The sequence below is a fragment of the Burkholderia stagnalis genome (assembly GCF_902830275.1).
Lineage (GTDB): Bacteria > Pseudomonadota > Gammaproteobacteria > Burkholderiales > Burkholderiaceae > Burkholderia > Burkholderia stagnalis.
On sequence record NZ_CADESW010000006.1, the window covers coordinates 39066 to 64977 of the forward strand.

The 25912-nt window shown below is 68.8% G+C and carries 21 protein-coding genes; 19 read left to right on the top strand and 2 right to left on the bottom strand.

Translation table 11 applies throughout. The features are described from left to right. The first annotated feature begins 244 nt into the window (after window positions 1–244). From HWY45_RS12810 to metH, 3 genes are all read left to right on the top strand, one after another. Window positions 245–502 (top strand): BTH_I0359 family protein, encoded by a 258-nt coding sequence (locus HWY45_RS12810; RefSeq protein ID WP_059566449.1) that lies wholly within the window; start codon window positions 245–247, stop codon window positions 500–502. Window positions 503–705: 203 nt separating this feature from the next. Then, window positions 706–1761 carry a homocysteine S-methyltransferase family protein gene (locus HWY45_RS12815; protein ID WP_059803258.1) on the top strand — a complete coding sequence of 352 codons (1056 nt, stop codon included), beginning with the start codon at window positions 706–708 and terminating at the stop codon, window positions 1759–1761. 51 nt (window positions 1762–1812) lie between these two features. After that, on the top strand, window positions 1813–4530 hold the full coding sequence (gene metH, locus HWY45_RS12820; protein ID WP_060046124.1) for a methionine synthase: 2718 nt from the start codon (window positions 1813–1815) through the stop codon (window positions 4528–4530). Window positions 4531–4632: 102 nt separating this feature from the next. Here metH and HWY45_RS12825 read toward each other — a convergent pair whose 3' ends face one another. Then, window positions 4633–4956, bottom strand: a complete 324-nt coding sequence (locus tag HWY45_RS12825) for a DUF1840 domain-containing protein (protein ID WP_059803260.1) — start codon at window positions 4954–4956, stop codon at window positions 4633–4635. A 199-nt stretch (window positions 4957–5155) separates the two neighbouring features. On the opposite strand from HWY45_RS12825, the gene argS reads away from it, so the two are divergent. From argS to HWY45_RS12855, 6 genes are all read left to right on the top strand, one after another. Further along, window positions 5156–6937, top strand: a complete 1782-nt coding sequence (argS, locus tag HWY45_RS12830; RefSeq protein ID WP_059566446.1) for an arginine--tRNA ligase — start codon at window positions 5156–5158, stop codon at window positions 6935–6937. A 96-nt stretch (window positions 6938–7033) separates the two neighbouring features. Further along, a complete protein-coding gene (locus tag HWY45_RS12835) occupies window positions 7034–7969 on the top strand; it encodes an SPOR domain-containing protein (protein WP_059883222.1) in 936 nt (311 codons plus the stop codon). Window positions 7970–8039: 70 nt separating this feature from the next. Continuing rightward, complete coding sequence (locus HWY45_RS12840; protein ID WP_059566444.1) at window positions 8040–8678, top strand: thiol:disulfide interchange protein DsbA/DsbL; 639 nt, start codon at window positions 8040–8042, stop codon at window positions 8676–8678. Window positions 8679–8697: 19 nt separating this feature from the next. Then, complete coding sequence (locus tag HWY45_RS12845; RefSeq protein WP_059883220.1) at window positions 8698–9471, top strand: SDR family oxidoreductase; 774 nt, start codon at window positions 8698–8700, stop codon at window positions 9469–9471. A gap of 259 nt (window positions 9472–9730) precedes the next feature. Next, window positions 9731–11317, top strand: coding sequence for an ABC transporter substrate-binding protein (locus HWY45_RS12850; protein WP_059566442.1), 1587 nt, complete (start codon window positions 9731–9733; stop codon window positions 11315–11317). Between the two features lie 189 nt (window positions 11318–11506). Further along, window positions 11507–13147, top strand: a complete 1641-nt coding sequence (locus tag HWY45_RS12855) for an ABC-F family ATP-binding cassette domain-containing protein (protein WP_059883218.1) — start codon at window positions 11507–11509, stop codon at window positions 13145–13147. Window positions 13148–13163: 16 nt separating this feature from the next. Here the strand turns inward: HWY45_RS12855 and HWY45_RS12860 are convergent, their stop codons facing one another. Next, a complete protein-coding gene (locus HWY45_RS12860; RefSeq protein ID WP_059883216.1) occupies window positions 13164–14243 on the bottom strand; it encodes an MBL fold metallo-hydrolase in 1080 nt (359 codons plus the stop codon). Window positions 14244–14560: 317 nt separating this feature from the next. On the opposite strand from HWY45_RS12860, the gene aceK reads away from it, so the two are divergent. The 10 genes from aceK (at window position 14561) to bioB (ending at window position 25862) form a co-directional block, all read left to right on the top strand. Further along, window positions 14561–16372 carry a bifunctional isocitrate dehydrogenase kinase/phosphatase gene (gene aceK / locus HWY45_RS12865; RefSeq protein WP_059566438.1) on the top strand — a complete coding sequence of 604 codons (1812 nt, stop codon included), beginning with the start codon at window positions 14561–14563 and terminating at the stop codon, window positions 16370–16372. 47 nt (window positions 16373–16419) lie between these two features. Then, window positions 16420–17187: a carbonate dehydratase gene (gene can, locus HWY45_RS12870; RefSeq protein WP_059566437.1), complete on the top strand. Its 768-nt coding sequence runs from the start codon at window positions 16420–16422 to the stop codon at window positions 17185–17187. Window positions 17188–17241: 54 nt separating this feature from the next. Next, complete coding sequence (locus HWY45_RS12875; RefSeq protein WP_059883214.1) at window positions 17242–18447, top strand: acetyl-CoA C-acetyltransferase; 1206 nt, start codon at window positions 17242–17244, stop codon at window positions 18445–18447. Between the two features lie 31 nt (window positions 18448–18478). After that, complete coding sequence (locus HWY45_RS12880; RefSeq protein WP_059883212.1) at window positions 18479–19156, top strand: SDR family oxidoreductase; 678 nt, start codon at window positions 18479–18481, stop codon at window positions 19154–19156. Window positions 19157–19185: 29 nt separating this feature from the next. Then, entirely contained in the window at window positions 19186–19623 is a 438-nt protein-coding gene (locus HWY45_RS12885; protein ID WP_059883210.1) for a YchJ family protein, read from the top strand. Between the two features lie 104 nt (window positions 19624–19727). Beyond that, entirely contained in the window at window positions 19728–20990 is a 1263-nt protein-coding gene (locus HWY45_RS12890; protein ID WP_059883207.1) for a dienelactone hydrolase family protein, read from the top strand. A 538-nt stretch (window positions 20991–21528) separates the two neighbouring features. Then, window positions 21529–22875 (top strand): adenosylmethionine--8-amino-7-oxononanoate transaminase, encoded by a 1347-nt coding sequence (gene bioA, locus HWY45_RS12895; RefSeq protein ID WP_059883206.1) that lies wholly within the window; start codon window positions 21529–21531, stop codon window positions 22873–22875. Beyond that, window positions 22872–24056 carry an 8-amino-7-oxononanoate synthase gene (bioF, locus tag HWY45_RS12900; protein WP_059883205.1) on the top strand — a complete coding sequence of 395 codons (1185 nt, stop codon included), beginning with the start codon at window positions 22872–22874 and terminating at the stop codon, window positions 24054–24056. The genes bioA and bioF overlap by 4 nt, the downstream gene beginning before the upstream one ends. Further along, window positions 24053–24772: a dethiobiotin synthase gene (gene bioD, locus HWY45_RS12905; RefSeq protein ID WP_059883203.1), complete on the top strand. Its 720-nt coding sequence runs from the start codon at window positions 24053–24055 to the stop codon at window positions 24770–24772. The genes bioF and bioD overlap by 4 nt, the downstream gene beginning before the upstream one ends. A 37-nt stretch (window positions 24773–24809) precedes the next feature. After that, window positions 24810–25862 carry a biotin synthase BioB gene (gene bioB / locus HWY45_RS12910; RefSeq protein ID WP_059566582.1) on the top strand — a complete coding sequence of 351 codons (1053 nt, stop codon included), beginning with the start codon at window positions 24810–24812 and terminating at the stop codon, window positions 25860–25862. Window positions 25863–25912: the final 50 nt, after the last annotated feature.

The following is a 25912-nucleotide window of genomic DNA, read 5'->3' on the forward strand; positions in this document are numbered from 1 at the left end:
TATGGCCAAAGTCCCTATGCCTAAAGAGTCGCGGTCACGCGCCGTAAAATAGACATGACACTCTTTAACAACTATTTCGGTGCACCGCCCCACAATAGGAAACGTTTCTGAGGTATCGGCTTCTAACCGAGACATCCCGGGCAATGGGAACGGGGTGTGCAGCGCAAGCCCCTTGAAACCGGCGCAGCCTGCCCCACGTATGGGGACAACAAGGCCAGATGCCACTGCGAAGAGGAGTGCCGCCATGCAAATGATCTACAACAGCCCCAACTACTGCGTCGTCGAGTTCCCGCCGCAGGCCGGCCACCACGCAATGAATTCGGGTGGTTACGAAATCGTCGACAAGAACGCGCAGCGCGAGATCTTCATCGACGGCGAGCTCGCCGCCCGGTTTCGCGAGCATGTGAAGCAGCTGATCGAGGATGAACCGTCGCTCGACGAGGTCGACGAATTCCTCGGACAGTTCGACAGCCTGATGACGCAACCGGTCGTCCTGCACTGACGGCACCTGCCCGGCGCCGCACGCCGGGCTCACCGCACGCGGCACGCGGTTCACCAGCGCCGCCCCGAGCACTCCGATCCTGCCCCCGCCCGGCCCGCCGCGCGGGGGTTTTCATTGGGCGCGCGGGCGCGCCGCGCCGTGCCGGGCGATGCGCGGCCGCACCGGCTACAATGGCGCTTTTCCCGATTCGCCGGTCACCCGCCATGTCTGCGACCCCATCCGTTCTCACCGCTTCGTACACGCGCGGCGCCCAGCTGCCGGCGCTGCTCAAGCAGCGCATCCTGATCCTCGACGGCGCGATGGGCACGATGATCCAGCGCTACAAGCTCGACGAGGCCGCGTATCGCGGCGAGCGCTTCAAGGATTTCGCGCGCGACGTGAAGGGCAACAACGAGCTGCTGTCGATCACGCAGCCGCAGATCATCCGGGAAATCCACGACCAGTACTTCGCGGCCGGCGCGGACATCGTCGAAACCAACACGTTCGGCGCGACGACCGTCGCGCAGGCCGACTACGGGATGGAGCACCTCGTCGTCGAGATGAACATCGAATCGGCGCGGCTCGCGCGCGAATCGGCCGCGCAATACGCAACGCCGGACAAGCCGCGCTTCGTCGCGGGCGCGATCGGGCCGACGCCGAAGACGGCGAGCATCTCGCCGGACGTCAACGATCCGGGCGCGCGCAACGTCACGTTCGACGAGCTGCGCGATGCGTACTACCAACAGGCGAAGGCGCTGCTCGACGGCGGCGTCGACCTGTTCCTCGTCGAGACGATCTTCGACACGCTGAACGCGAAGGCCGCGCTGTTCGCGCTCGACCAGCTGTTCGAGGACACCGGCGAACGTCTGCCGATCATGATCTCGGGCACCGTCACCGACGCGTCGGGCCGCATCCTGTCCGGCCAGACGGTCGAGGCGTTCTGGAATTCGCTGCGCCATGCGAAGCCGCTCACGTTCGGCCTGAACTGCGCGCTCGGCGCGGCGCTGATGCGCCCGTACATCGCCGAGCTCGCGAAGCTGTGCGACACCTACGTGTCGTGCTACCCGAACGCGGGCCTGCCGAACCCGATGAGCGACACCGGCTTCGACGAGACACCCGACGTCACGTCGGGCCTGCTGAAGGAATTCGCGCAGGCCGGGCTCGTGAACCTCGCGGGCGGCTGCTGCGGCACGACGCCCGAGCACATCGCCGAGATCGCGAAGGCGCTCGCCGAAGTGAAGCCGCGCCGCTGGCCGAGCCAGTACAGCGACGCCGCGTAAATCCGCCCCGCATCCGCACGCACCCCGCAACCTGCTAAGCACCGCACCGCCATGACCGATCACATGATGCGCCTTGCCGGCCTCGAGCCGTTCAACGTCACGCCCGGAACGCTCTTCATCAACGTCGGCGAACGCACCAACGTCACCGGCTCGAAGGCGTTCGCGCGCATGATCCTCAACGGCCAGTTCGACGAGGCGCTCGCCGTCGCGCGCCAGCAGGTCGAGAACGGCGCGCAGGTGATCGACATCAACATGGACGAGGCGATGCTCGATTCGAAGGCGGCGATGGTGCGCTTCCTGAACCTGATCGCGTCGGAGCCGGACATCGCGCGCGTGCCGATCATGATCGACTCGTCGAAGTGGGACGTGATCGAGGCGGGCCTCAAGTGCGTGCAGGGCAAGGCGATCGTCAACTCGATCTCGCTGAAGGAAGGCGAGGACGCGTTCCGCCATCACGCGAACCTGATCCGCCGCTACGGCGCGGCGGCCGTCGTGATGGCGTTCGACGAGCAGGGCCAGGCCGACACGTTCGCGCGCAAGACCGAGATCTGCAAGCGCTCGTACGACTTCCTCGTGAACGAAGTCGGCTTCCCGCCGGAAGACATCATCTTCGACCCGAACATCTTCGCGGTCGCGACGGGCATCGAGGAGCACAACAACTACGCGGTCGACTTCATCGAGGCGACCCGCTGGATCAAGCAGCACCTGCCGTACGCGAAGGTGAGCGGCGGCGTGTCGAACGTGTCGTTCTCGTTCCGCGGCAACGACCCCGTGCGCGAGGCGATCCACACCGTGTTCCTGTACCACGCGATCCAGGCGGGGATGGACATGGGCATCGTCAACGCGGGCCAGCTCGGCGTGTATGCCGATCTCGACGCGGAGCTGCGCGAGCGCGTCGAGGACGTGATCCTGAACCGCCGCGCGGATTCCACCGACCGCCTGCTCGAGATCGCCGACAAGTTCAAGGCCGGCGGCGCGAAGAAGGAAGAGAACCTCGAGTGGCGCAACCAGCCGGTCGAGAAACGGCTCTCGCATGCGCTCGTGCACGGCATCACGACCTTCATCGTCGAGGATACCGAAGAAGTGCGCGCGAAGATCGACGCGGCGGGCGGCCGCCCGATCAACGTGATCGAAGGCCCGCTGATGGACGGCATGAACATCGTCGGCGACCTGTTCGGCCAGGGCAAGATGTTCCTGCCGCAGGTCGTGAAATCCGCGCGCGTGATGAAGCAGGCCGTCGCGCACCTGATCCCGTTCATCGAGGAAGAGAAGCGCCGGCTCGCGGAAGCGGGCGGCGACGTGCGCGCGAAGGGCAAGATCGTGATCGCGACCGTGAAGGGCGACGTGCACGACATCGGCAAGAACATCGTGTCGGTCGTGCTCCAGTGCAACAACTTCGAAGTGGTCAACATGGGCGTGATGGTCCCGTGCAACGAGATCCTCGCGAAGGCGAAGGTCGAGGGCGCGGACATCATCGGGCTGTCGGGCCTCATCACGCCGAGCCTCGAGGAAATGGCGTACGTCGCGTCGGAAATGCAGCGCGACGACTACTTCCGCGTGAAGAAGATCCCGCTGCTGATCGGCGGCGCGACCACGTCGCGCGTGCACACGGCCGTGAAGATCGCGCCGAACTACGAAGGCCCGGTGGTCTACGTGCCGGACGCGTCGCGCTCGGTGTCGGTCGCGTCGAGCCTGCTGTCCGACGAAGGCGCGGCGAAGTACCTCGACGAGCTGAAATCCGACTACGAGCGCATTCGCGACCAGCACGCGAACCGGAAGGCGCAGCCGATGGTCACGCTCGCCGAGGCGCGCGCGAACAAGACCAGGGTCGACTGGGCGAGCTACCAGCCGGTCAAGCCGAAGTTCATCGGCCGCCGCGTGTTCAAGAACTACGACCTGAACGAGCTCGCGAACTACATCGACTGGGGCCCGTTCTTCCAGACCTGGGACCTCGCGGGCCCGTACCCGGCGATCCTGAACGACGAGATCGTCGGCGAATCGGCGCGTCGCGTGTTCTCCGACGCGAAATCGATGCTCGCGCGCCTGATCCAGGGCCGCTGGCTGACCGCGAGCGGCGTGATCTCGCTGCTGCCGGCGAACACGGTCAACGACGACGACATCGAGATCTACACCGACGAATCGCGCAGCGAGGTGCTGCTCACGTGGCGCAACCTGCGCCAGCAGAGCGTGCGGCCGGTGGTCGACGGCGTGATGCGCCCGAACCGCTCGCTCGCCGATTTCATCGCGCCGAAGGAATCGGGCGTCGCCGACTACATCGGCATGTTCGCGGTGACGGCCGGCCTCGGCGTCGACGTGAAGGAAAAGCAGTTCGAAGCCGACCACGACGACTACAGCGCGATCATGCTGAAGGCGCTCGCCGACCGCTTCGCGGAAGCGTTCGCCGAGGCGATGCACGCGCGCGTGCGCCGCGAGCTGTGGGGCTATGCGAGCGGCGAGGCGCTCGACAACGACGCGCTGATCGCGGAAAAGTACGCCGGCATCCGGCCGGCGCCCGGCTATCCGGCGTGCCCCGATCACCTCGTGAAGCGCGATATGTTCGAAGCGCTTCATGCGGACGAGATCGGCATGAGCGTCACCGAGTCGCTGGCGATGCTGCCGGCGGCGAGCGTGTCGGGCTTCTACCTCGCGCACCCGGACAGCACCTACTTCTCGGTCGGGAAAATCGGGCAGGACCAGCTCGAGGACTACGCGAAGCGCATGGCGCTGCCGCTCGACGACGCGCGCCGCGCGCTCGCGCCGCAGCTCTGATCCGCGTCGGCGGGCGGCGCACGCCGCCCTTTCACCCGACGAATGGCCAGCAAAAAGCCCGCTCGAGAGCGGGCTTTTTGTCGTGCCGGTGGCAGGCGGAGGTCAGAAACCCCAGTGCACGTCGGCCTGGCCGGCCTTCGCTTCGCGCAGCATCGACAGGAACGGCGCGACGCGCTGCGCGAGGCTCGGCGGCACTTCGTGATGCGCGTGGTCGTCCTCGTCCTCGTGGAAATGGCCCGCATGCTCGGCGCGCTCCTGCTTCGCCTGCGAGACGGCGTCTTCCAGCTTCGCGATCGCGTGATCCAGCTCGTCGTGCGTAATCACGCCGCGCTCGCCCAGCTGCTTGCCGACGAGACCCAGCACATATACGGCGAAATCCTTCAGCACGTCGAGATCCTGTGCCGCCTTGCTCTTGAACGTAATCATGACAATTCCCTTATATCTTGTTCTGCCCGCCGCGCGAGATCGGGGAACGCCGGCCGGCCGGCGCCCGGCCTCGCGGACACGGACCGCCTGAGCGGCATATTAGCACCTGTTAAAATTCCGCGATCCCTGAAACGCGCGCTCGAAAAGCGCGCCGGCGCGCCGCGGTTCCCGGCCGCCACCAACGAAGCCTTCTACCAGCATGCTGCCAGCTCAAAAACAGACCCTCGAAGCCCTGCTCGCGGATAGCGTCAAGCAGGTCGCACACGCCCTGAAAGGCGACGACGCCGCGTCCGTCGCGCCCGCGATCACGCTCGAGCGCCCGAAGGTCGCGGCGCACGGCGACGTCGCGTGCAACGTCGCGATGCAGCTCGCGAAGCCGCTCGGCGCGAACCCGCGCCAGCTCGCCGAGCAGATCGTCGCGGCGCTCACCGCCCAGCCGGGCGCGCAGGGCCTCGTCGAGGCCGCCGAGATCGCCGGCCCGGGCTTCATCAACCTGCGCCTGACGGCGGCCGCCAAGCAGGCCGTGATCGCCGCGGTGCTCGCCGAAGGCGGCCGGTTCGGCACGTCCGGGCGCGAGACGGGCAAGCGCGTGCTGCTCGAGTTCGTGTCGGCGAACCCGACCGGCCCGCTGCACGTCGGCCACGGCCGCCAGGCCGCACTCGGCGACGCGCTCGCGAACGTGATCGCGAGCCAGGGCTACGCGGTGCACCGCGAGTTCTACTACAACGACGCCGGCGTGCAGATCGGCAACCTCGCGATCTCGACGCAGGCGCGCGCGCGCGGCCTGAAGCCGGGCGACGCGGGCTGGCCGGAAGCCGCGTACAACGGCGAGTACATCGCCGACATCGCGCGCGACTACCTGAACGGCGAGACGGTGGCCGCGAAGGACGGCGAGCCGGTCAAGGGCGCGGGCGACATCGAGGATCTCGAGGCGATCCGCAAGTTCGCGGTCGCGTACCTGCGCCACGAGCAGGACATGGACCTGCAGGCGTTCGGCGTGAAGTTCGACCAGTACTACCTCGAATCGTCGCTGTACAGCGAAGGCCGGGTCGAGAAAACGGTCGACGCGCTGATCAAGGCCGGCATGACCTACGAGCAGGAAGGCGCGCTGTGGCTGCGCACGACCGACGAGGGCGACGACAAGGATCGCGTGATGCGCAAGTCGGACGGCACCTACACGTATTTCGTGCCGGACGTCGCGTACCACGTGACGAAGTGGGAGCGCGGCTTCACGAAGGTGATCAACATCCAGGGCTCCGACCACCACGGCACGATCGCGCGCGTGCGCGCCGGCCTGCAGGGGCTGCACATCGGCATCCCGAAGGGCTATCCCGACTACGTGCTGCACAAGATGGTCACCGTGATGCGCGACGGCCAGGAAGTGAAGATCTCGAAGCGCGCGGGCAGCTACGTGACGGTGCGCGACCTGATCGAATGGTCGGGCGGCGCGGCGCCGGGCCAGGAGCAGGCGCCCGACCTGCTCGACGAGGCGACCATCACGCGCGGCCGCGATGCGGTGCGCTTCTTCCTGATCTCGCGCAAGGCCGACACCGAATTCGTGTTCGACATCGACCTCGCGCTGAAGCAGAACGACGAGAACCCGGTCTACTACGTGCAGTACGCGCATGCGCGGATCTGCTCGGTGCTCAACGAATGGAAGTCGCGCTACAACGGCGACGCCGCGCAACTGCCGGGCGCCGACCTGTCGCAGCTGTCGAGCAAGCAGGCCGCCGCGCTGATGCAGAAGCTCGCCGAGTATCCGGACATGCTCACGCACGCGGCCAACGAGCTGGCGCCGCACGCGGTCGCGTTCTACCTGCGCGACCTCGCTGGTGAATTCCACTCGTTCTACAATGCGGAGCGCGTGCTGGTCGACGACGAGGCGCCGCGCACCGCGCGCATCGCGCTGCTCGCCGCGACCCGGCAGGTGCTCGAGAACGGCCTGGCGATGCTCGGCGTGTCGGCTCCCGCCAAGATGTAAGCCCCGCCCGAGCGGGGCAAACAGGCCGCGGCCGCGCCCGCCGCAGGCGCGCCTGCCGCGGCCTTTTCACGATTCTTTTTGCAGGTGACTCAAGCAATGGCACAACCACGCCGCACTTCGAAACAATCGAAACAAGCCGGAGGGACATTTCTTGGAATCGTGCTGGGCCTGATCGTCGGCCTCGCGATCGCCGTGGTGGTGGCGCTCTACATCACGCGTTCGCCGTCGCCGTTCGTGTCGAAGGTCGCGCCGCCGCCTGCCGACACCGGCGCGAGCCAGCCGCAGCAGTTCGACCCGAACCGCGCGCTGCAGGGCAAGACGCCCGGCCAGCCGGTGCCGCAGGCCGCGCAGCCGGCGCCGCCGAACACCGCGCCCGGCCAGGCCGCGAACCAGACCCAGGGCGGCCTGCTGCCCGAACCGCAGATCGTCGAGGTGCCGCCGTCGGCCAACGGGTCGACTGCATCGAACGGGTCGGCGAGCTCGAATGCGTCGAACGGCGCGTCGAATGGCGCGTCGAATGGCGCATCGAACAACGGCGTCGCCGTCGCACCGAAGCCGGCCGACGTGACCCCGCCGCCGAAGAAGCCGCAGCCGGTCGAGAAACCGCAGTCGAACGCGAATTCGAACTCGAATTCGAACGACGACGACCTCGGCCGCTTCGCCGCGCAGAAGCAGGCGCAGCAGGCCCAGAAGGCGCAGCAGCAGATGGCCGCGAACACGCCGAAGCCCACGTCGTCGGCCGCCGCCGCGAACAACGGCTCCGCCGCGAAGCCGCCGGCCGCGAACGACGCGAATACCGGCTACTTCCTGCAGGTCGGCGCCTACAAGACGGAAACGGACGCCGAGCAGCAGCGCGCGCGCCTCGGCTTCCAGGGTTTCGAGTCGAAGGTGTCGAAGCGCGACGTCAGCGGCGTCACGTATTTCCGCGTGCGCGTCGGCCCGTTCTCGAAATTCGAGGATATGAACTCGGCACGCCAGCGCCTGTCCGATGCAGGAGTCGATACGGCGGTGATTCGCTTCACCAAGCAGTAAGACCGGCCGGGCGGCGTAACGCCGCCCCGTTTCGTTTCGCTACCCGAGCAACTGATTCGACGTTCACAACATGAAAAAACTGCTAAGCACGCTTCTCCTGTCCCTCGGCCTCGTGGCCGGTTTCGCGCAGGCCGCGCCGGGTGCGCCGGTCGCGGGCAAGGATTACGAGGTCATGAAGTCGCCGCAGCCGGTGTCCGCGCCGGCCGGCAAGGTCGAGGTGATCGAGTTCTTCTGGTACGGCTGCCCGCACTGCTACGAGTTCGAGCCGACGGTCGAGGCCTGGGTGAAGAAACAGGGCGACAAGATCGAATTCAAGCGCATCCCGGTCGCGTTCCGCGACGATTTCGTCCCGCACTCGAAGCTGTTCTACACGGTGTCCGCGCTCGGCATCTCCGAGAAGGTCACGCCGGCGATCTTCAACGCGATCCACAAGCAGAAGAACTACCTGCTGACGCCGCAGGCGCAGGCCGACTTCCTCGCGACGCAGGGCGTCGACAAGAAGAAGTTCATGGACGCGTACAACTCGTTCAGCGTGCAGGGCCAGGTGAAGCAATCGGCCGAGCTGCTGAAGAGCTACAACATCGACGGCGTGCCGACGATCGTCGTGCAGGGCAAGTACAAGACGGGCCCGGCCTACACGAACAGCCTCGAAGGCACCGCGCAGGTGCTCGACTATCTCGTGAAGCAGGTTCAGGACAAGAAGCTCTGATCCCCGCCACGGCGCCGGCATGACTACTCCGCTGAAGGTCTTCATCACCGGCGCGTCGAGCGGCCTCGGCCTCGCGCTGGCCGAGGAATACGCCCGCCAGGGCGCGACGCTCGCGCTCGTCGCGCGGCGCACCGACCTGCTCGATGCGTTCGCGCGACGCTTCCCGTCGCTGTCCATCACCGTCTATTCGGCCGACGTGCGCGATGCCGACTCGCTCGCGGCCGCCGCCGCGGCGTTCATCGCCGCGCACGGCTGCCCGGACGTCGTCATCGCGAACGCGGGCATCAGCCAGGGCGCGGTGACGGGCCAGGGCGACCTCGACACGTTCCGCAACGTGATGGACATCAACTATTTCGGCATGGTCGCGACGTTCGAGCCGTTCGTCGGCCCGATGACGAACGCGCGGCACGGCACGCTGGTCGGCGTCGCGAGCGTCGCCGGCGTGCGCGGCCTGCCCGGCTCCGGCGCGTACAGCGCGTCGAAGTCGGCCGCGATCAAGTATCTCGAATCGCTGCGCGTCGAGCTGCGCCCCGCGGGCGTCGGCGTCGTGACGATCGCGCCCGGCTACATCCGCACGCCGATGACCGCGCACAATCCGTACCGGATGCCGTTCCTGATGGACGCCGACCGCTTCGCCGCGCGCGCGGCCGAAACGATCGCGCAGCAGCGCCCGTTCCGGGTGATTCCGTGGCAGATGGGCGTCGTCGCGAAGGTGCTGCACGTGATGCCGCGCTGGCTCTACGACCGCCTGTTCGAAAAGGCGCCGCGCAAGCCCAAGGCGAGCGCGCACTGAGCAAACGGTCCGGCCCCGGCCGGACCGTGCTCGATCGCAGCGGCCGCAAACCCGCTGCCCTCCCCGTCCCCGCCATTTGGCGCACAAACGGCTATTCCGCCGTCATCGCAGCCGTTTTTCGCTCAACTCGCCGCGTTCCGGCGCCTTTTTCCACGCGGCGCGCGCTTTGACGGTATGCTATCCGCCGGCCGCGCCGCCTTCGGGCGGCGCATGCGCATTCCGTCATCCAGCAAAAAACACACGCCACGTGGGAGAACCTATGCACGTCAAGCTGTTCGCCGCGGTCGCCCTGGCCGCGGCTCCCGTCCTCGTCGCCGCCAAGCCGCTCACCGTCTGCACGGAATCGAGCCCGGACGGCTTCGACGTCGTGCAGTACAACTCGCTCGTCACCACCAATGCATCGGCCGACGTGATCTTCAACACGCTGGTGTCGTACGACGAAGCCGCGAAGAAGGTCGCGCCCGCGCTCGCGGACAAATGGGAAGCGAGCGCCGACGGCCTCACCTACACGTTCCACCTGCGCCCGAACGTCGCGTTCCAGACCACCGACACTTTCAAGCCGACCCGCCCGCTCGACGCGGACGACGTCGTGTTCACGTTCAGCCGGATGCTCGACGACAGCAACCCGTGGCACAAGGTCGCGGGCGCGAGCGGCTTCCCGCATGCGCAGTCGATGGGCCTCACCAAGCTCGTGAAGTCGGTGTCGAAGGTCGACGACAGCACCGTGAAGTTCGTGCTGAACGAGCCGAACGCGACCTTCGTGCCGATCCTGACGATGGGATTCGCGTCGATCTACTCGGCCGAATACGCGGACCAGCTGCTCAAGGCCGGCAAGCAGGCGGACCTGAACGCGAAGCCGGTCGGCACCGGCCCGTTCGTGCTGAAGAGCTACACGAAGGACGCGCTGATCCGCTACGACGCGAACCCGACCTACTGGGGCGCGAAGCCGAAGGTCGACCGGCTGATCTACGCGATCACGCCCGACCCGTCGGTGCGCCTGCAGAAGGTGAAGGCCGGCGAATGCCAGATCGCGCTGTCGCCGAAGCCGCAGGACGTGCTCGCCGCGAAGAGCGAAAGCGCGCTGAAGATCGTGCAGACGCCCGCGTTCATGACGGCGTTCGTCGCGCTGAACACGCAGAAGAAGCCGCTCGACAACGACAAGGTGCGCCAGGCGCTGAACCTCGCGTTCGATCGCGCGAGCTACCTGAAGGTCGTGTTCGACAACACCGCGACGCCCGCGAACAACCCGTATCCGCCGAACACGTGGAGCTACGCGAAGGACGTCGCGCCGTATGCGTACGATCCGGCGAAGGCGAAGCAGCTGCTCGCCGCGGCAGGCTTCCCGAACGGCTTCTCGACGACGATCTGGGTGCGGCCGACCGGCAGCGTGCTGAACCCGAACCCGAAGGCCGGCGCGGAACTGCTGCAGGCCGACCTTGCGAAGATCGGCGTGAAGGCCGAGGTCAAGGTGATCGAATGGGGCGAGCTGATCAAGCAGGCGAAGCTCGGCCAGCATGACCTGCTGTTCATGGGCTGGGCCGGCGACAACGGCGACCCGGACAACTATCTGACGCCGCAGTTCAGCTGCAACGCGGTGAAGTCCGGCATCAACTTCGCGCGCTACTGCGACCCGCAGCTCGACAAGCTGATCGCCGACGGCAAGGAAACCGCCGACCAGGCGAAACGCACCAAGCTGTACGAAGCCGCGCAGAAGCTGATCCACGACCAGGCGCTGTGGATCCCGCTCGGCTATCCGACCGCGGCGGCGCTCACGCGCGCGAACGTGAGCGGCTATCGCGTGAGTCCGTTCGGACGGCAGAATTTCGCGGCGGTGTCGGTGCAATAAGCGCGCGTGGCACGCAAGCGACGGCGACGACGTCCGTCGCTTGCGGCCCGCGCACCCCGCTTGCTACACTCCGCGCCTATTCCTCATACCGGACGCCAGCCAAAGTGAACAACTAAGCCTTCCCAAAATGTTTTCGCCGCCGTGCCACGCACGCCGCGCGAAGTTTTTCACGCATTTTCGGAGGTGCTTATGGCTGCAGCCACGCCCACCGGCGCGCTCGTCGCGCTTCATCACGTTTCCTTCCGCTTCGACGACGGCTTCACGCTGTTCGATTCGCTCGACCTCACCATCGATCGCACGCCGACCGGCATCGTCGGCCGCAACGGCATCGGCAAAAGCCTGCTCGCGCAACTGATCGCGGGCCGCCGCGCGCCGAACGCGGGCACGATCGACCGTCGCACGCACGTCGTCTACGTCGCGCAGCAGCACGACGATGCGCGCGGCGGCATGCAGACCGTCGCGCAACTCGCCGCGCTCGACGCGCCGCTCGCGGCACTCGCGCGTCTCGCGGACGGCCATGCGGAGCCGGACGACTTCGACCTGATCGGCGAGCGCTGGGATCTTGCCGACAGGCTGCGCGCGGCGCTCGACGCGGCGGGCCTGCACGACGTGCAGCCCGCGATGCCGGCGCAGGCGCTGAGCGGCGGCCAGCTCGCGCGCGTGGCGCTGATCGGCGCGCTGCTGTCGGACGCCGGCCTGCTCGTGCTCGACGAACCGACCAACCATCTCGACGCGCCGGGCCGCGCGTGGCTGCGCACGGCACTCGACGGCTGGCGCGGCGGCCTCGTCGTCGTCAGCCACGACCGCGCGCTGCTCGCCGGCGTCGGGCGGATCGTCGAACTGTCGCCGCACGGCGTGCGCGCATACGGCGGCAACTACGCGTTCTATCGCGCGCAGCGCGACGCGGAGCACGACGCGGCGCAGGCCGCGCTCGATCATGCGCGCACCGAGCGCGGGCGCGTCAGGCGCCGCCTCGAACAGGAACACGACACGATCCAGCGCCACGCGGCCGGCTCGCTGCGCGAGGCGAAGACGGCCAACCTGTCGTCGATGGCGCGCCAGAGCCGCAAGGGTGCGGCGCGCAGCATCATGGGAACGGTCCGGCGTCATCAGAGCGAGTTCAAGGCGACGCTCGACGAACGCGTACAGGAAGCGGCCGCGCGCGTCGAAGCCGATGCGCCGGTGCTCGTATCGCTGCCCGGCACCGAAGTCAGCGCGCGCCGCCAGTTGTTCACGTTCGATCGCGCGCAATTGCCGTGGCGAGCCGCCGGGCACATGGACGCGATCACGTGGTCGGCGAGCGGCCCCGTGCGCATCGCGCTGACCGGCCCGAACGGCTGCGGAAAATCGACGCTGCTGCGAATGCTCGCGGGCGAACTCGCGCCGCGTTCAGGCGAGTGCGCGACGCACGTGAGCGCCGCCTATCTCGACCAGCGGCTCGCGCTGCTCGCCCCCGACCGCTCGATCGTCGACCAGCTCGGGCTGCTCGATACGCCGCTCGCCGAAGGCGACCTGCGCAGCCGGCTCGCGCTGCTGCAGCTCGATGCGGTGCGCGCGACGCAGCCGGCGCGGCAGCTGAGCGGCGGCGAACGGCTGAAGGCCGCGCTCGCGTGCGCGCTGTGGCGCGGCACGCCCGCGCAGCTGCTGCTGCTCGACGAGCCGACCAATCATCTGGATCTCGAATCGGTGCGCGCGGTGGAAGCGGCGCTGGCCGGCTTCCCGGGCGCGCTCGTGGTCGCGTCGCACGATGCCGCGTTTCTCGCGGCGCTCGCGCCGACGCACACGATGCAATGGCATCGCGACGGGTGGCGTTACGAGCCCGTCGCGTGACGAAGACGAAGCCGCGTCAGCGTGCGGTGCGGAACCGCAGCACGCCGTCGTCGCCCTGCTCGCGCACGAGCTCGCCCGCAAGCCACAGCAGGTTCAAATGCGCGATCGCCTCGCCGAGCGCGAACGTCATCTGGTGGATGTCGAGCTCGCGGCGGCGGAACATGATCGGCACGATGTCGGCCGCGCTCGCCGGCCGCTCCGCGCACGCCGTGCGCACCTCGTCGAGGCGCGCATCGTGGTGCGCGCGCAGCTGCGCGATGCGCGTGCGCACGCCGCGGAACGGCTTGCCGTGCGACGGCAGCACGAGCGTGTCGGCGGCCATCGTCTCGTAGCGGCCGAGCGATTCGAGGTACAGCGCGAGCGGGTTCGCCTCCGGTTCGAGATCGAACACCGACACGTTCGTCGAGATGCGCGGCAGCACCATGTCGCCGGAAATCAGCAGCCCGTCGGCCTCGCTGTGGAGCGCGCAATGTTCAGGCGAATGGCCGTAGCCCGTGACGACGCGCCACGTGCGGCCGCCGATCGTCACCGGATTGCCTTCGCGCAGGCGGCGATAGCGCGGCGGCACCGACGGCACGAGATCCGAGTAGTAGCTGCGGCGGTTGCGCAGCTTGTCGAGCGAGGCCGGATCGTTCAGGCCATGGCGCGCGAAGTGATCGGCCGCCGCCGCGCCGCCCGCGTTCGAGCCGTTGCCGGCCGCCATCAGGCAGCCGAACATGTATTCGCCGAGCGTCATCCACAGCCGCACGTTCCAGCGGCGCTGGTCGCCGCCTTCGCACAGCCAGTTCGCGAGGCCGAAGTGGTCGGGGTGGCAATGCGTGACGATCACGCGCAGCACGGGCAGCCCGTCGAGGTGCGTGTCGAAGATCTGCTCCCAGTGTGCGCGGATCGCGTCCGACGCAATCCCGCAATCGACGATCGTCCAGCCGGCCTGCCCGTCGATCTCGTCGCGCAGCAGCCACAGGTTGATGTGGTCGAGCGAGAACGGCAGCGGCATGCGCAGCCAGCGCACGCCGGGCGCGACCTCGAACGTGTCGCCCGCGGCGGGCAGGGTATCGGCGAAGGGGTAGTCGAGTTGGTGTTCCAGTGCGTTCATCGGTGGGGGCGTCTCGTCGTTATCGGTGCAGGCCGGCGGGTGCGGCCGGCGTGCGGCAGGGGGCCGCCGCGGGCGTCCGGTCGATTCTATCGCTCAATCGCGGCAGGCGTGATCCCGCGGCCCCGCCCGTCAAAAAAAGTTCGTGCCACAATCCGTTCCGTACCCGTATCTTTACGCGAAGATGCCCCGAACGGCGCCGAACGCCGCGCAACACGCGGCCCGACGCGCTGCCCGCGCCCGGCCGCGGATGCGCTGGACACGCGTTCCGGACGCTAAAATGTCGGGTGCTTACAGCCCCCTGAGCGAGCCTGCACGCCATGAATCACTTCCCCAAACTGCTGTCGTCGCAGATCGGTTTCGACGTCGCGCAGACGATGCTCGAAAACTTCGACCGCCACTACCGGATCTTCCGCGAAGCGGCCGTCGGGGCGAAGACGCTGTTCGAGCACGCCGACTGGCACGCGCTGCAGCGGCTCGCGCGCGAGCGGATCACGTCGTACGACGATCGCGTGCAGGAGTGCGTCGAGGTGCTGGAAGACGAATACGACGCGGAGAACATCGACGACGAGGTGTGGCAGCAGATCAAGCTGCACTACATCGGTCTCCTGACGTCGCACCGCCAGCCGGAATGCGCGGAAACCTTCTTCAACTCGGTGTGCTGCAAGATCCTGCACCGCTCGTACTTCAACAACGATTTCATCTTCGTGCGCCCGGCGATCTCGACCGAATACCTCGAGAACGACGAGCCGGCCGCCAAGCCGACCTATCGCGCGTACTACCCGGGCACCGACGGCCTCGCGGTCACGCTCGAGCGCATCGTCACGAACTTCCAGCTCGAGCCGCCGTTCGAGGATCTCACGCGCGACATCGGCTGCGTGATGCAGGCGATCCACGACGAATTCGGCCGCTTCGACGAAGCGACGAATTTCCAGATCCACGCGCTGTCGTCGCTGTTCTTCCGCAACAAGACCGCGTACGTGATCGGCCGCATCATCAACGGCGACCGCATGCTGCCGTTCGCGCTGCCGATCCGCCACGTGCGCCCGGGCCTGCTCGCGCTCGACACGGTGCTGCTGCGCCGCTCGCAGCTGCAGATCATCTTCAGCTTCTCGCACTCGTACTTCCTCGTCGACATGAACGTGCCGTCCGCGTACGTCGACTTCCTGTGCACGATCATGCCGGGCAAGCCGAAGGCGGAGATCTACACGTCGGTCGGCCTGCAGAAGCAGGGCAAGAACCTGTTCTACCGCGACCTGCTGCATCACCTGTCGCATTCGAGCGACCGCTTCATCATCGCGCCGGGGATCAAGGGCCTCGTGATGCTCGTGTTCACGCTGCCGTCGTTCCCGTACGTGTTCAAGCTGATCCGCGACCAGTTCCCGCCGCCGAAGGAAACGACGCGCGCGCAGATCATGGAGAAGTACCAGCTCGTGAAGCGCCACGACCGCCTCGGGCGGATGGCCGACACGCTCGAGTATTCGAGCGTCGCGCTGCCGCTCGCGCGGCTCGACCACGCGCTGTTGCGCGAGCTGGAGAAGGAGGTGCCGTCGCTGCTCGAATACGAGGGCGACAACCTCGTGATCCGGCACCTGTACATCGAGCGCCGGATGGTCCCGCTCAACCTGTATCTGCAGAACGGCAGCGACGCCGAGGTCGAGCACGGCGTGAAGGAGTACGGCAACGCGGTGAAGGAGCTGATGAAGGCCAACATCTTCCCCGGCGACATGCTGTACAAGAACTTCGGCGTCACGCGCCACGGCCGCGTCGTGTTCTACGACTACGACGAGATCGAGTACCTGACCGACTGCAACGTGCGCCGCGTGCCGCCGCCGCGCAACGAGGAGGACGAGCTGTCCGGCGAGCCGTGGTATTCGGTCGGCCCGCACGACATCTTTCCCGAAACCTACGGGCCGTTCCTGCTCGGCGATCCGCGCGTGCGCGACGTATTCTTGAAGCATCACGCCGATTTCTTCGAGCCCGCGCTGTGGCAGGCGAGCAAGGACAAGCTGCTGCAGGGCGAATTGCCCGATTTCTTTCCGTACGACGCGTCGCTGCGCTTCTGCGTACGCTACCCCGAACGCTTCGACGCGACGGACGACGCCGAGGGCGACGCGCAGCGCGCCGCCTGAAGCGCCCCATGACCGAACGTTTTTTCCGCACCCGGAAACCCAACCCGATGAACACCCAAGACCACCCGCTCTCGCACCTGTTCGACAACAACGACGCCTGGGTCAAGCGCAAGCTCGCCGACGATCCGGAGTTCTTCACGCGCCTGGCCGACCAGCAGGCGCCGGAATACCTGTGGATCGGCTGCTCGGATTCGCGCGTGCCGGCGAACCAGATCATCGGCCTGCCGCCGGGCGAGGTGTTCGTCCACCGCAACATCGCGAACGTCGTCGTGCACACCGACCTGAACTGCCTGTCGGTGATCCAGTTCGCGGTCGACATCCTGCGCGTGAAGCACATCATGGTGGTCGGCCACTACGGCTGCTCGGGCGTGAACGCGGCGCTGCACAACCGCCGCGTCGGCCTTGCCGACAACTGGCTGCACCACGTGCAGGACGTGCGCGAACGGCACGCCGCGCTGCTCGACGAATGGCCGGTGGGCGAAGCGCGCTACCGCCGCCTGATCGAGCTGAACGCGATCGAGCAGGTCGTCAACGTATGCCGCACGACGATCGTCAACGACGCGTGGGCGCGCGGCCAGTCGCTCACCGTGCACGCGCTCGTGTACGGCGTGCACGACGGCCGCATGCGCGACCTCGGCATGGCCGTGTCGAATCCCGACACGCTGCACGACACCTACCGGCGCGCGGTGGCCGCGCTGACCGCGCGCGGCCAGCACTCGCCCGACAACGACATGGTCGCGGCCGATGCGGCGCGCCTGACCGAGGTCGCGCAGGCCGTCGCGAACACGCTGAAGCCCTGCGCGGACGCGGAGTAAGCCGCGCGGCGCCGGCCTCGGCCACGGACGCCGCACGTGATCAGGAGACGCATCATGACCGCTGTTGATCACGACGATCCGATCGTCATCGTCGCCGCGGCGCGCACGCCGATCGGCGGTTTCCAGGGCGACTTCGCGTCGCTCGCCGCGCCGCAGCTCGGCAGCGTCGCGATCGGCGCGGCGCTCGCGCGCGCCGGCCTCGCGCCGGAGCAGGTCGACGAAGCGGTGATGGGCTGCGTGCTGCCCGCCGGCCAGGGCCAGGCGCCCGCGCGGCAGGCCGCGCTCGGCGCGGGCCTGCCGCTCGCCACCGGCTGCACGACGGTCAACAAGATGTGCGGCTCCGGGATGCGCGCGGCGATGTTCGCGCACGACATGCTGCGCGCCGGCTCGGCCGGCGTGATCGTCGCGGGTGGCATGGAAAGCATGACCAACGCGCCGTACCTGCTGCCGAAGGCGCGCGCCGGCTACCGGATGGGCCACGGCCAGGTGCTCGACCACATGTTCCTCGACGGCCTCGAGGATGCGTACGACAAGGGCCGCCTGATGGGCACCTTCGCCGACGAATGCGCGGCCGAGTACGCGTTCTCGCGCGAAGCGCAGGATGCGTTCGCGATCGAGTCGCTCGCTCGCGCGAAGCGCGCGAACGTGGACGGCTCGTTCGACTGGGAAATCGCGCCCGTGACGGTGGCCGGCCGGCACGGCGGGCAGGACGACAAGGTCGTATCGCGCGACGAGCAGCCGTTCAAGGCCGATCCGTCGAAGATCTCGCTGCTGAAGCCCGCGTTCGGCAAGCACGGCACCGTCACCGCCGCGAACGCGTCGTCGATCTCCGACGGCGCGGCCGCGCTCGTGATGATGCGCACGTCCACCGCCGCGCGGCTCGGCGTCGCGCCGCTCGCGCGCGTGGCCGGCCATGCGACGTTCGCGCAGGCGCCCGCGAAGTTCACGACCGCGCCGGTCGGCGCGATCCGCCGCCTGTTCGAGCGCACCGGCTGGCGCGCGGCGGACGTCGACCTGTACGAGATCAACGAGGCGTTCGCGGTCGTCACGATGGCCGCGATGAAGGAGCACGGGCTGCCGCACGACACGGTCAACGTGAACGGCGGCGCGTGTGCGCTCGGCCACCCGATCGGCGCATCCGGCGCGCGCATCCTCGTCACGCTGATCGGCGCATTGCGCGCGCGTTCGGCGCGGCGCGGCGTCGCGAGCCTGTGCATCGGCGGCGGCGAGGCGACCGCGATGGCTATCGAACTCGTCTGACCAAACAGCCTTCCCGCAAGGAGCGGCGACCATGAAAACCGTACTGATCGTCGGCGCATCGCGCGGCCTCGGCCGCGAATTCGTCCGGCAATACCGGCGCGACGGATGGAACGTGATCGCCACCGCGCGCGACGACGCGTCGCTCGCCGCGCTGCGCGAGCTCGGCGCGCACGCGCATGCGCTCGACATCGCGCAGCCCGAGCAGATCGCCGCGCTCGGCTGGAAGCTCGACGGCGAGCGGCTCGATGCCGCCGTGATCGTGTCGGGCGTCTACGGGCCGCAGACCGAAGGCGTCGAAACCGTCACCGCCGACGATTTCGACGCGGTGATGCACACCAACGTGCGCGGGCCGATGCAGCTGCTGCCGATCCTGCTGCCGCTCGTCGAGGACACACACGGCGTGCTCGCGGTCGTGTCGAGCCGGATGGGCAGCATCGGCGAGGCGACCGGCACCAGCGGCTGGCTGTATCGCGCGAGCAAGGCCGCGCTCAACGACGTGCTGCGCATCGCGTCGCTGCAGGCGCGCCACGCGGCCTGCGTGTCGCTGCATCCGGGCTGGGTGCGCACCGCGATGGGCGGCGCGCAGGCCGCGATCGATCCGCAGACGAGCGTGACCGGCATGCGCCGCGTGCTGGCCGAGGCCGCCGCCGACGTCGCGCTCGCGAACGGGCGCTTCTTCCAGTACGACGGCGTCGAGCTCGCCTGGTAACAATCCTTCGTCGTTAATTCATCTTTCGCATGACTATGTCCCGACCTGACGCGTGCCCGTGCGGCGGCGCGTCCCCCACCCCTGCCGGCCGCGCGCCGGCGCCGCGCTATGCCGCGTGCTGCGGCCGTTTCATCGACGGCGGCGAAGCCGCCCCCACCGCGCTCGAGTTGATGCGCTCGCGGTACAGCGCCTACGTGCTCGGCGCGACCGGCTACCTGCGCGCGACGTGGGACGCGCGCACCTGCCCCGCCGATCTGGATGCCGACCCCACGGCCCCCGACGCGCCGCGCTGGCTCGGCCTCGCGGTGAAACGCCACGCGCAGGCCGACGAGCGCCACGCGGAGGTCGAATTCGTGGCCCGCTACAAGGTCGGCGGGCGCGCCTACCGGCTTCACGAGACGAGCCGTTTCGAGCGCGACGAGCACGGGTTCTGGCGCTATGTCGACGGCGATGTAAGCGAGCGCTGATAAATACTTGCTGTGTCAGACGCCGGGTAATTCCTGCATTGCACAACCCAAAATTGTCAGGCTACGATGAGCCTCGGGTGAGTCATGCGCGGCAGGGCATACGAATGGCGTTCAGCAAGGTACTGGTGGGATGGGTGGCGGCCTGCACGCTGTCGGCCGCGCTGGCCGATACGCTGCCGCACGCCGGTACCCCGGGCGGGCCGCTCGCCCGTGCCGAGCGCTTCGACTACGGCGATTCGCGGCTGCCCCAGGTCGCCGCCGACCTGAACGAGCAGATCGTCCGCATCCCGGCCGACGCGTCGGGCACCGTCACCCTCGAGGCCACGCTGTTCAAGCCGGACGGCCCCGGCCCGTTCCCGCTCGTCGTGTTCAACCACGGCAAGAACCCCGGCGATCTCCATCAGCAGCCGCGCAGCCGGCCGCTCGCATTCGCGCGCGAATTCGTGCGCCGCGGCTATGCGGTGATCGCGCCGAACCGCCAAGGCTTCGCCGGCTCCGGCGGCACCTATCGGCAGGAAGGCTGCGACGTCGCGAAGAACGGCCTCGCGCAGGCGGCCGACGTCGACGCTACCGTCCGCTACATGGCGCGCCAGCCGTACGTCGACGCATCGCGCGTCGTCGTGGCCGGCACGTCGCACGGCGGGCTCGCATCGATCGCGTACGGCACCGAGGCGGCGCCCGGCGTGCGCGGCATCATCAATTTCTCCGGCGGGCTGCGCCAGGACCTGTGCGACGGCTGGCAGCGCAATCTCGTCGATGCGTTCGACCAGTACGGCGCGCGCACCGCGGTGCGGTCGCTGTGGCTGTACGGCGACAACGACTCGGTGTGGACGCCAGCGCTCGTCGCGCAGATGCACGACGCGTACGCGTCGCACGGCACCCAGGCGCAATTCGTCGATTTCGGCCGCTACAAGGACGACGCGCACCGGCTGATCGTCGATCGCGACGGCGTGCCCGTCTGGTGGCCGGCCGTCCATGCGTTCCTCGCCGAACTGAACCTGCCGACCTCGGTGCGCTACGCGGTCGCGAACCCGCACGAGCCGAAGGCGACGGGCTTCGCGTCGATCGACGCGGTCGACGCGGTGCCGTTCCTCGACGAAGCCGGCCGCGAAGGCTATCGCCGCTTCCTGCACCAGCATCCGAGCCGCGCGTTCGCGGTGTCCGAGGAAGGCGCATGGTCGTGGGCCGAAGGCGGCGACGATCCGATGGCTCTGGCGCTCGACAACTGCGCGAAGCAGGGCGCGGGCGCCTGCCGGCTGTATGCGGTGAACGACCACGTCGTGTGGAACACGCAGGCGTCGCAGACCGCGGATAGCGGCGAGCGCGACGACGATGCGCACGCCACGCGCGCCCTCGCGGCGCGCTGATCGCGCGTCGGGCCGATTCGCCCTTCTCCTTCCCCCATTCATCCCGTTTTGCGATCGCGCCGACGCGCGCGGCCGATCGCGTGATTCGTCGGACGTGAACGCGCAATGTCCGATCGAAAGCGACATGTCGGCCAGCGCATGTCGCTCCGCATTCGTCGCACATTTCCCGTTCGGTTGCCCGCCCGCATGCCGTTCGCCGCACCGATGCGCCCCTTCCTCCCCCGTTTTTCCCGGCGCTGCACCGCGCCGAACCACGATTTTTTTCTGTTGGGGGGTGTCACTCGAACGTCGTCATCTGCATGCATTTCGGCCCTTCTCGCGAGTACCGCCCCGAGCCGCCCCGAACTGCGCCGAACTCCCGCCCAGAAAGGCTTTGCGGCGTTTGTAACCGCTAGTGCATCGAAGCGCGGAACACGCTAATCTCACCGCGTTTTTCGTGTTTTGCATGCCGCCCGGACGGCCTGCATCGCCGTCATCCCCTGCGGCCGCGACGCATCCCCGGATGCCGCACGCCGCGCGTTTTGCCCCCGGAGCCGTTTTGAGTACGCAAGCGACCGACGCCTGGGTCGCGCGCAGCCTGCGCGCGGTCTGGCACCCCTGCACCCAGATGAAGCACCATGAGCGGCTGCCGCTCATCCCCGTCGCGCGCGGCGCGGGCGTGTGGCTGTACGACCGCGACGGCCGCCGCTATTTCGACGCGATCAGCTCGTGGTGGGTCAACCTGTTCGGCCATGCGAACCCGGACATCAACGCCGCGCTGAAGGACCAGCTCGACACGCTCGAGCACGCGATGCTCGCCGGCTGCACGCACGAACCGGCGATCGAGCTCGCCGAGCGGCTCGCCGCGCTCACGCAGCACACGCTCGGCCATGCGTTCTTCGCGTCGGACGGCGCGTCCGCGGTCGAGATCGCGCTGAAGATGAGCTTCCACGCGTGGCGCAATCGCGGCCATGCAGGCAAGCAGGAATTCGTCTGCGTCGCGAACAGCTATCACGGCGAGACGATCGGCGCGCTCGGCGTCACCGACGTCGCGCTGTTCAAGGATGCGTACGACCCGCTGATCCGCAACGCGCACGTGGTCGCGTCGCCCGACGCGCGCCTCGCGCAGCCGGGCGAGACGGCCGCCGACGTCGCGGGCCGCGCGCTCGCCGACGTGCGCCGCCTGTTCGTCGAGCGCGGCGCGCACATCGCCGCGCTGATCGTCGAGCCGCTCGTGCAGTGCGCGGCCGGCATGGCGATGCACGATCCGTCGTACGTGCGCGGGCTGCGCGCGCTGTGCGACGAGTTCGGCGTGCATCTGATCGCCGACGAGATCGCGGTCGGCTGCGGGCGCACCGGCACCTTCTTCGCATGCGAGCAGGCCGGCGTCTGGCCCGATTTCCTGTGCCTGTCGAAGGGCATCAGCGGCGGCTACCTGCCGCTGTCGCTGGTGCTGTCGCGCGACGAGATCTTCGCGGCGTTCTACCACGACGACACGACGCGCGGCTTCCTGCACTCGCACTCGTACACCGGCAACCCGCTCGCGTGCCGCGCGGCGGTCGCGACGCTCGATTTGTTCGCGCGCGACGACGTGCTCGCCCGCAACGCCCGCAACACGGCCACGCTGCGCGACGCGCTCGCGCCGCTCGCCGCGCACCCGCAGGTTCGCCACCTGCGCGAGCGCGGCACGCTGTTCGCATTCGACGTCGCGCTCGACGGCGACGCCGCGCGCGGCTTCTCGCGGCGCTTCTTCGAGCGCGCGCTGGAGCGCGAGCTGCTGCTGCGCCCGATCGGCACGACCGTCTACCTGATGCCCCCGTACGTGATCGACGACGCCGACATCGCGTGGCTCGCGCAACGCACGCGCGACACGCTCGACGCCACCCTCGCGGAGACCGCCCGATGAGCCTCATCGACACCCTGCAACACGGCCTCGCGGCACTCGACGCACAGGGCCTGCGCCGCACGCGCCGCACCGCGGACACCGCGTGCGACGCGCACATGCGCGTCGACGGCCGCGAGATCGTCGGCTTCGCGAGCAACGACTACCTCGGCCTCGCCGCGCACCCGGCGCTCGTCGCCGCGTTCGGCGACGGCGCGCAGCGCTACGGCTCGGGCAGCGGCGGCTCGCACCTGCTCGGCGGCCATTCGCGCGCGCACGCGCGGCTCGAGGACGAGCTCGCCGGCTTCTGCGGCGGCTTCTCCGATGCGCCGCGCGCGCTGTACTTCAGCACCGGCTACATGGCGAACCTCGCCGCGATCACCGCGCTGGCCGGCAAGGACGCGACGATCTTCTCCGATGCGCTGAACCATGCGTCGCTGATCGACGGCATCCGGCTGTCGCGCGCGAACGTGCAGGTCTACCCGCACGCGGACATGGCCGCGCTCGCCGCGCTGCTCGATGCGTCCGACGCGCAGGCCAAGCTGATCGTCAGCGACACCGTGTTCAGCATGGACGGCGACATCGCGCCGCTCGCCGAACTCGTCGCGCTGGCCGAGCGCCACGGCGCGTGGCTCGTCGTCGACGACGCGCACGGCTTCGGCGTGCTCGGCCCCCAGGGCCGCGGCGCGCTCGCGGCCCAGGCGCTTCGCTCGCCGCACCTCGTCTACGTCGGCACGCTCGGCAAGGCCGCCGGCGTCGCGGGCGCGTTCGTCGTCGCGCACGAAACCGTGATCGAGTGGATGATCCAGCGCGCGCGCAGCTACATCTTCACGACCGCCGCGCCGCCCGCGGTCGCGCACGCGGTGTCCGCCAGCCTGAAGGTGATCGCCGGCGACGAAGGCGACGCGCGGCGCGCGCACCTCGCCGCGCTGATCGAACGCACCCGTGCGCTGCTGCGCAACACGCGCTGGCAGCCGGTCGATTCGCACACGGCCGTGCAGCCGCTCGTGATCGGCAGCAACGACGCGACGCTCGCCGCGATGCGCGCGCTCGACGCGCACGGCCTGTGGGTGCCCGCGATCCGGCCGCCGACCGTGCCGGCCGGCACGTCGCGGCTGCGCATCTCGCTGTCGGCCGCGCATTCGTTCGACGATCTCGCGCGGCTCGAAAACGCGCTGGTCGCCGCGAGCGAGGCGGCGGCATGACCCCCCCGCTTTCGCTGTTCGTCACCGGCACCGACACCGAGATCGGCAAGACCTTCGTGTCCGCCGCGATGCTGCACGGCTTCGCGCGGCGCGGCCTGCGCGCGGCCGCGCTGAAGCCCGTCGCGGCCGGCGCGTATGAGCGCGACGGCGTGTGGCGCAACGAGGACGCCGACCAGCTCGACGCGGCCGCGAACGTCGTGCTGCCGCCGGAACTGCGCACGCCGTTCCTGCTGAAGGCGCCCGCCGCCCCGCACATCGTCGCCGCGCGGGAAGGCGTGACGCTCGACATCGACACGATCGTCGCGTGCCATCGCGAGGCGCTGACGCGCGCGGACGTCGTCGTCGTCGAAGGCGCCGGCGGCTTTCGCGTGCCGCTCGACGACACGCGCGACATGGCCGACCTCGCGGTCGCGCTCGGCGTGCCGGTCGTGATGGTGGTCGGCGTGCGGCTCGGCTGCATCAACCACGCGCTTCTCACCGCCGATGCGATTCGCCGGCGCGGCCTCACGCTCGCCGGCTGGGTCGCGAACCACGTCGATCCGGCGATGTCGTTCCCGGACGAGAACGTCGCGACGATGCGCGACTGGCTCGCCCGCGAGCACGGCGCGCCGCTCGTCGGCCGCATTCCGCACATGACGCCGGCCGCCCCCGAATCCGCTGCAGCGATGCTCGACGTCGCCGCGCTCATCGACACCCTGCGCGCTGCGCAGCATTGAACCCAACATTCCCCCACGCGAATCCAGGATGAACGATATGACCCAAGCCCAGACCGCTGCCGTGCAACCCGATGCGATCCCCGTGGCCGCCCCGGCCGCACAGCGCTGGCGCGTCGCCGACGTCGTCGCGCTGTTCGAACTGCCGTTCAACGACCTGATGTTCCGCGCGCAGCAGGTGCACCGCGAGCACTTCGACGCGAACGCGGTGCAGCTGTCGACGCTGCTGTCGATCAAGACGGGCGGCTGCGAGGAGGATTGCGGCTACTGCTCGCAGTCGTCGCACCACGACACGGGCCTGAAGGCCGAGAAGCTGATGGACGTCGACGCGGTGCTCGACGCCGCGCGCGCCGCGAAGGAAAACGGCGCAAGCCGCTTCTGCATGGGCGCCGCGTGGCGCAACCCGAAGGAGCGCCACATGCCGGCGCTGACCGAGATGGTGCGCGGCGTGAAGGCGATGGGCCTCGAGACCTGCATGACGCTCGGCATGCTCGAGGACGAGCAGGCGAAGGAACTCGCCGACGCGGGCCTCGACTACTACAACCACAACCTCGACACGTCGCCGGAGTTCTACGGGCAGATCATCTCGACGCGCACCTACCAGGATCGCCTCGACACGCTCGACCGCGTGCGCGACGCGGGCATCAACGTGTGCTGCGGCGGCATCATCGGGATGGGCGAGTCGCGCCGCGAGCGCGCGGGCCTGATCACGCAGCTCGCGAACCTGAGCCCGTACCCGGATTCGGTGCCGATCAACAACCTGGTGGCGATCGAAGGCACGCCGCTCGAAGGCACCGCGGCGCTCGACCCGTTCGAGTTCGTCCGCACGATCGCGGTGGCGCGCATCACGATGCCGAAGGCCGTCGTGCGCCTGTCGGCCGGCCGCGAGCAGCTCGACGACGGGTTGCAGGCGATGTGCTTCCTCGCGGGCGCGAACTCGATGTTCTACGGCGACCAGCTGCTGACGACGAGCAACCCGCAGACCCAGCGCGATCGCGCGCTGTTCGAGCGCCTCGGGATTCGCGCGAGCGACGCCGAGCAGATGGCGGTCGACGCGGCGCCCCGGCAGGCGTGCACGCCGGCCGCGAATTGACGCGCGGTCCGGCACGCGGGCGCGGCGGCCGGATGCCGCACGCGCCCGCA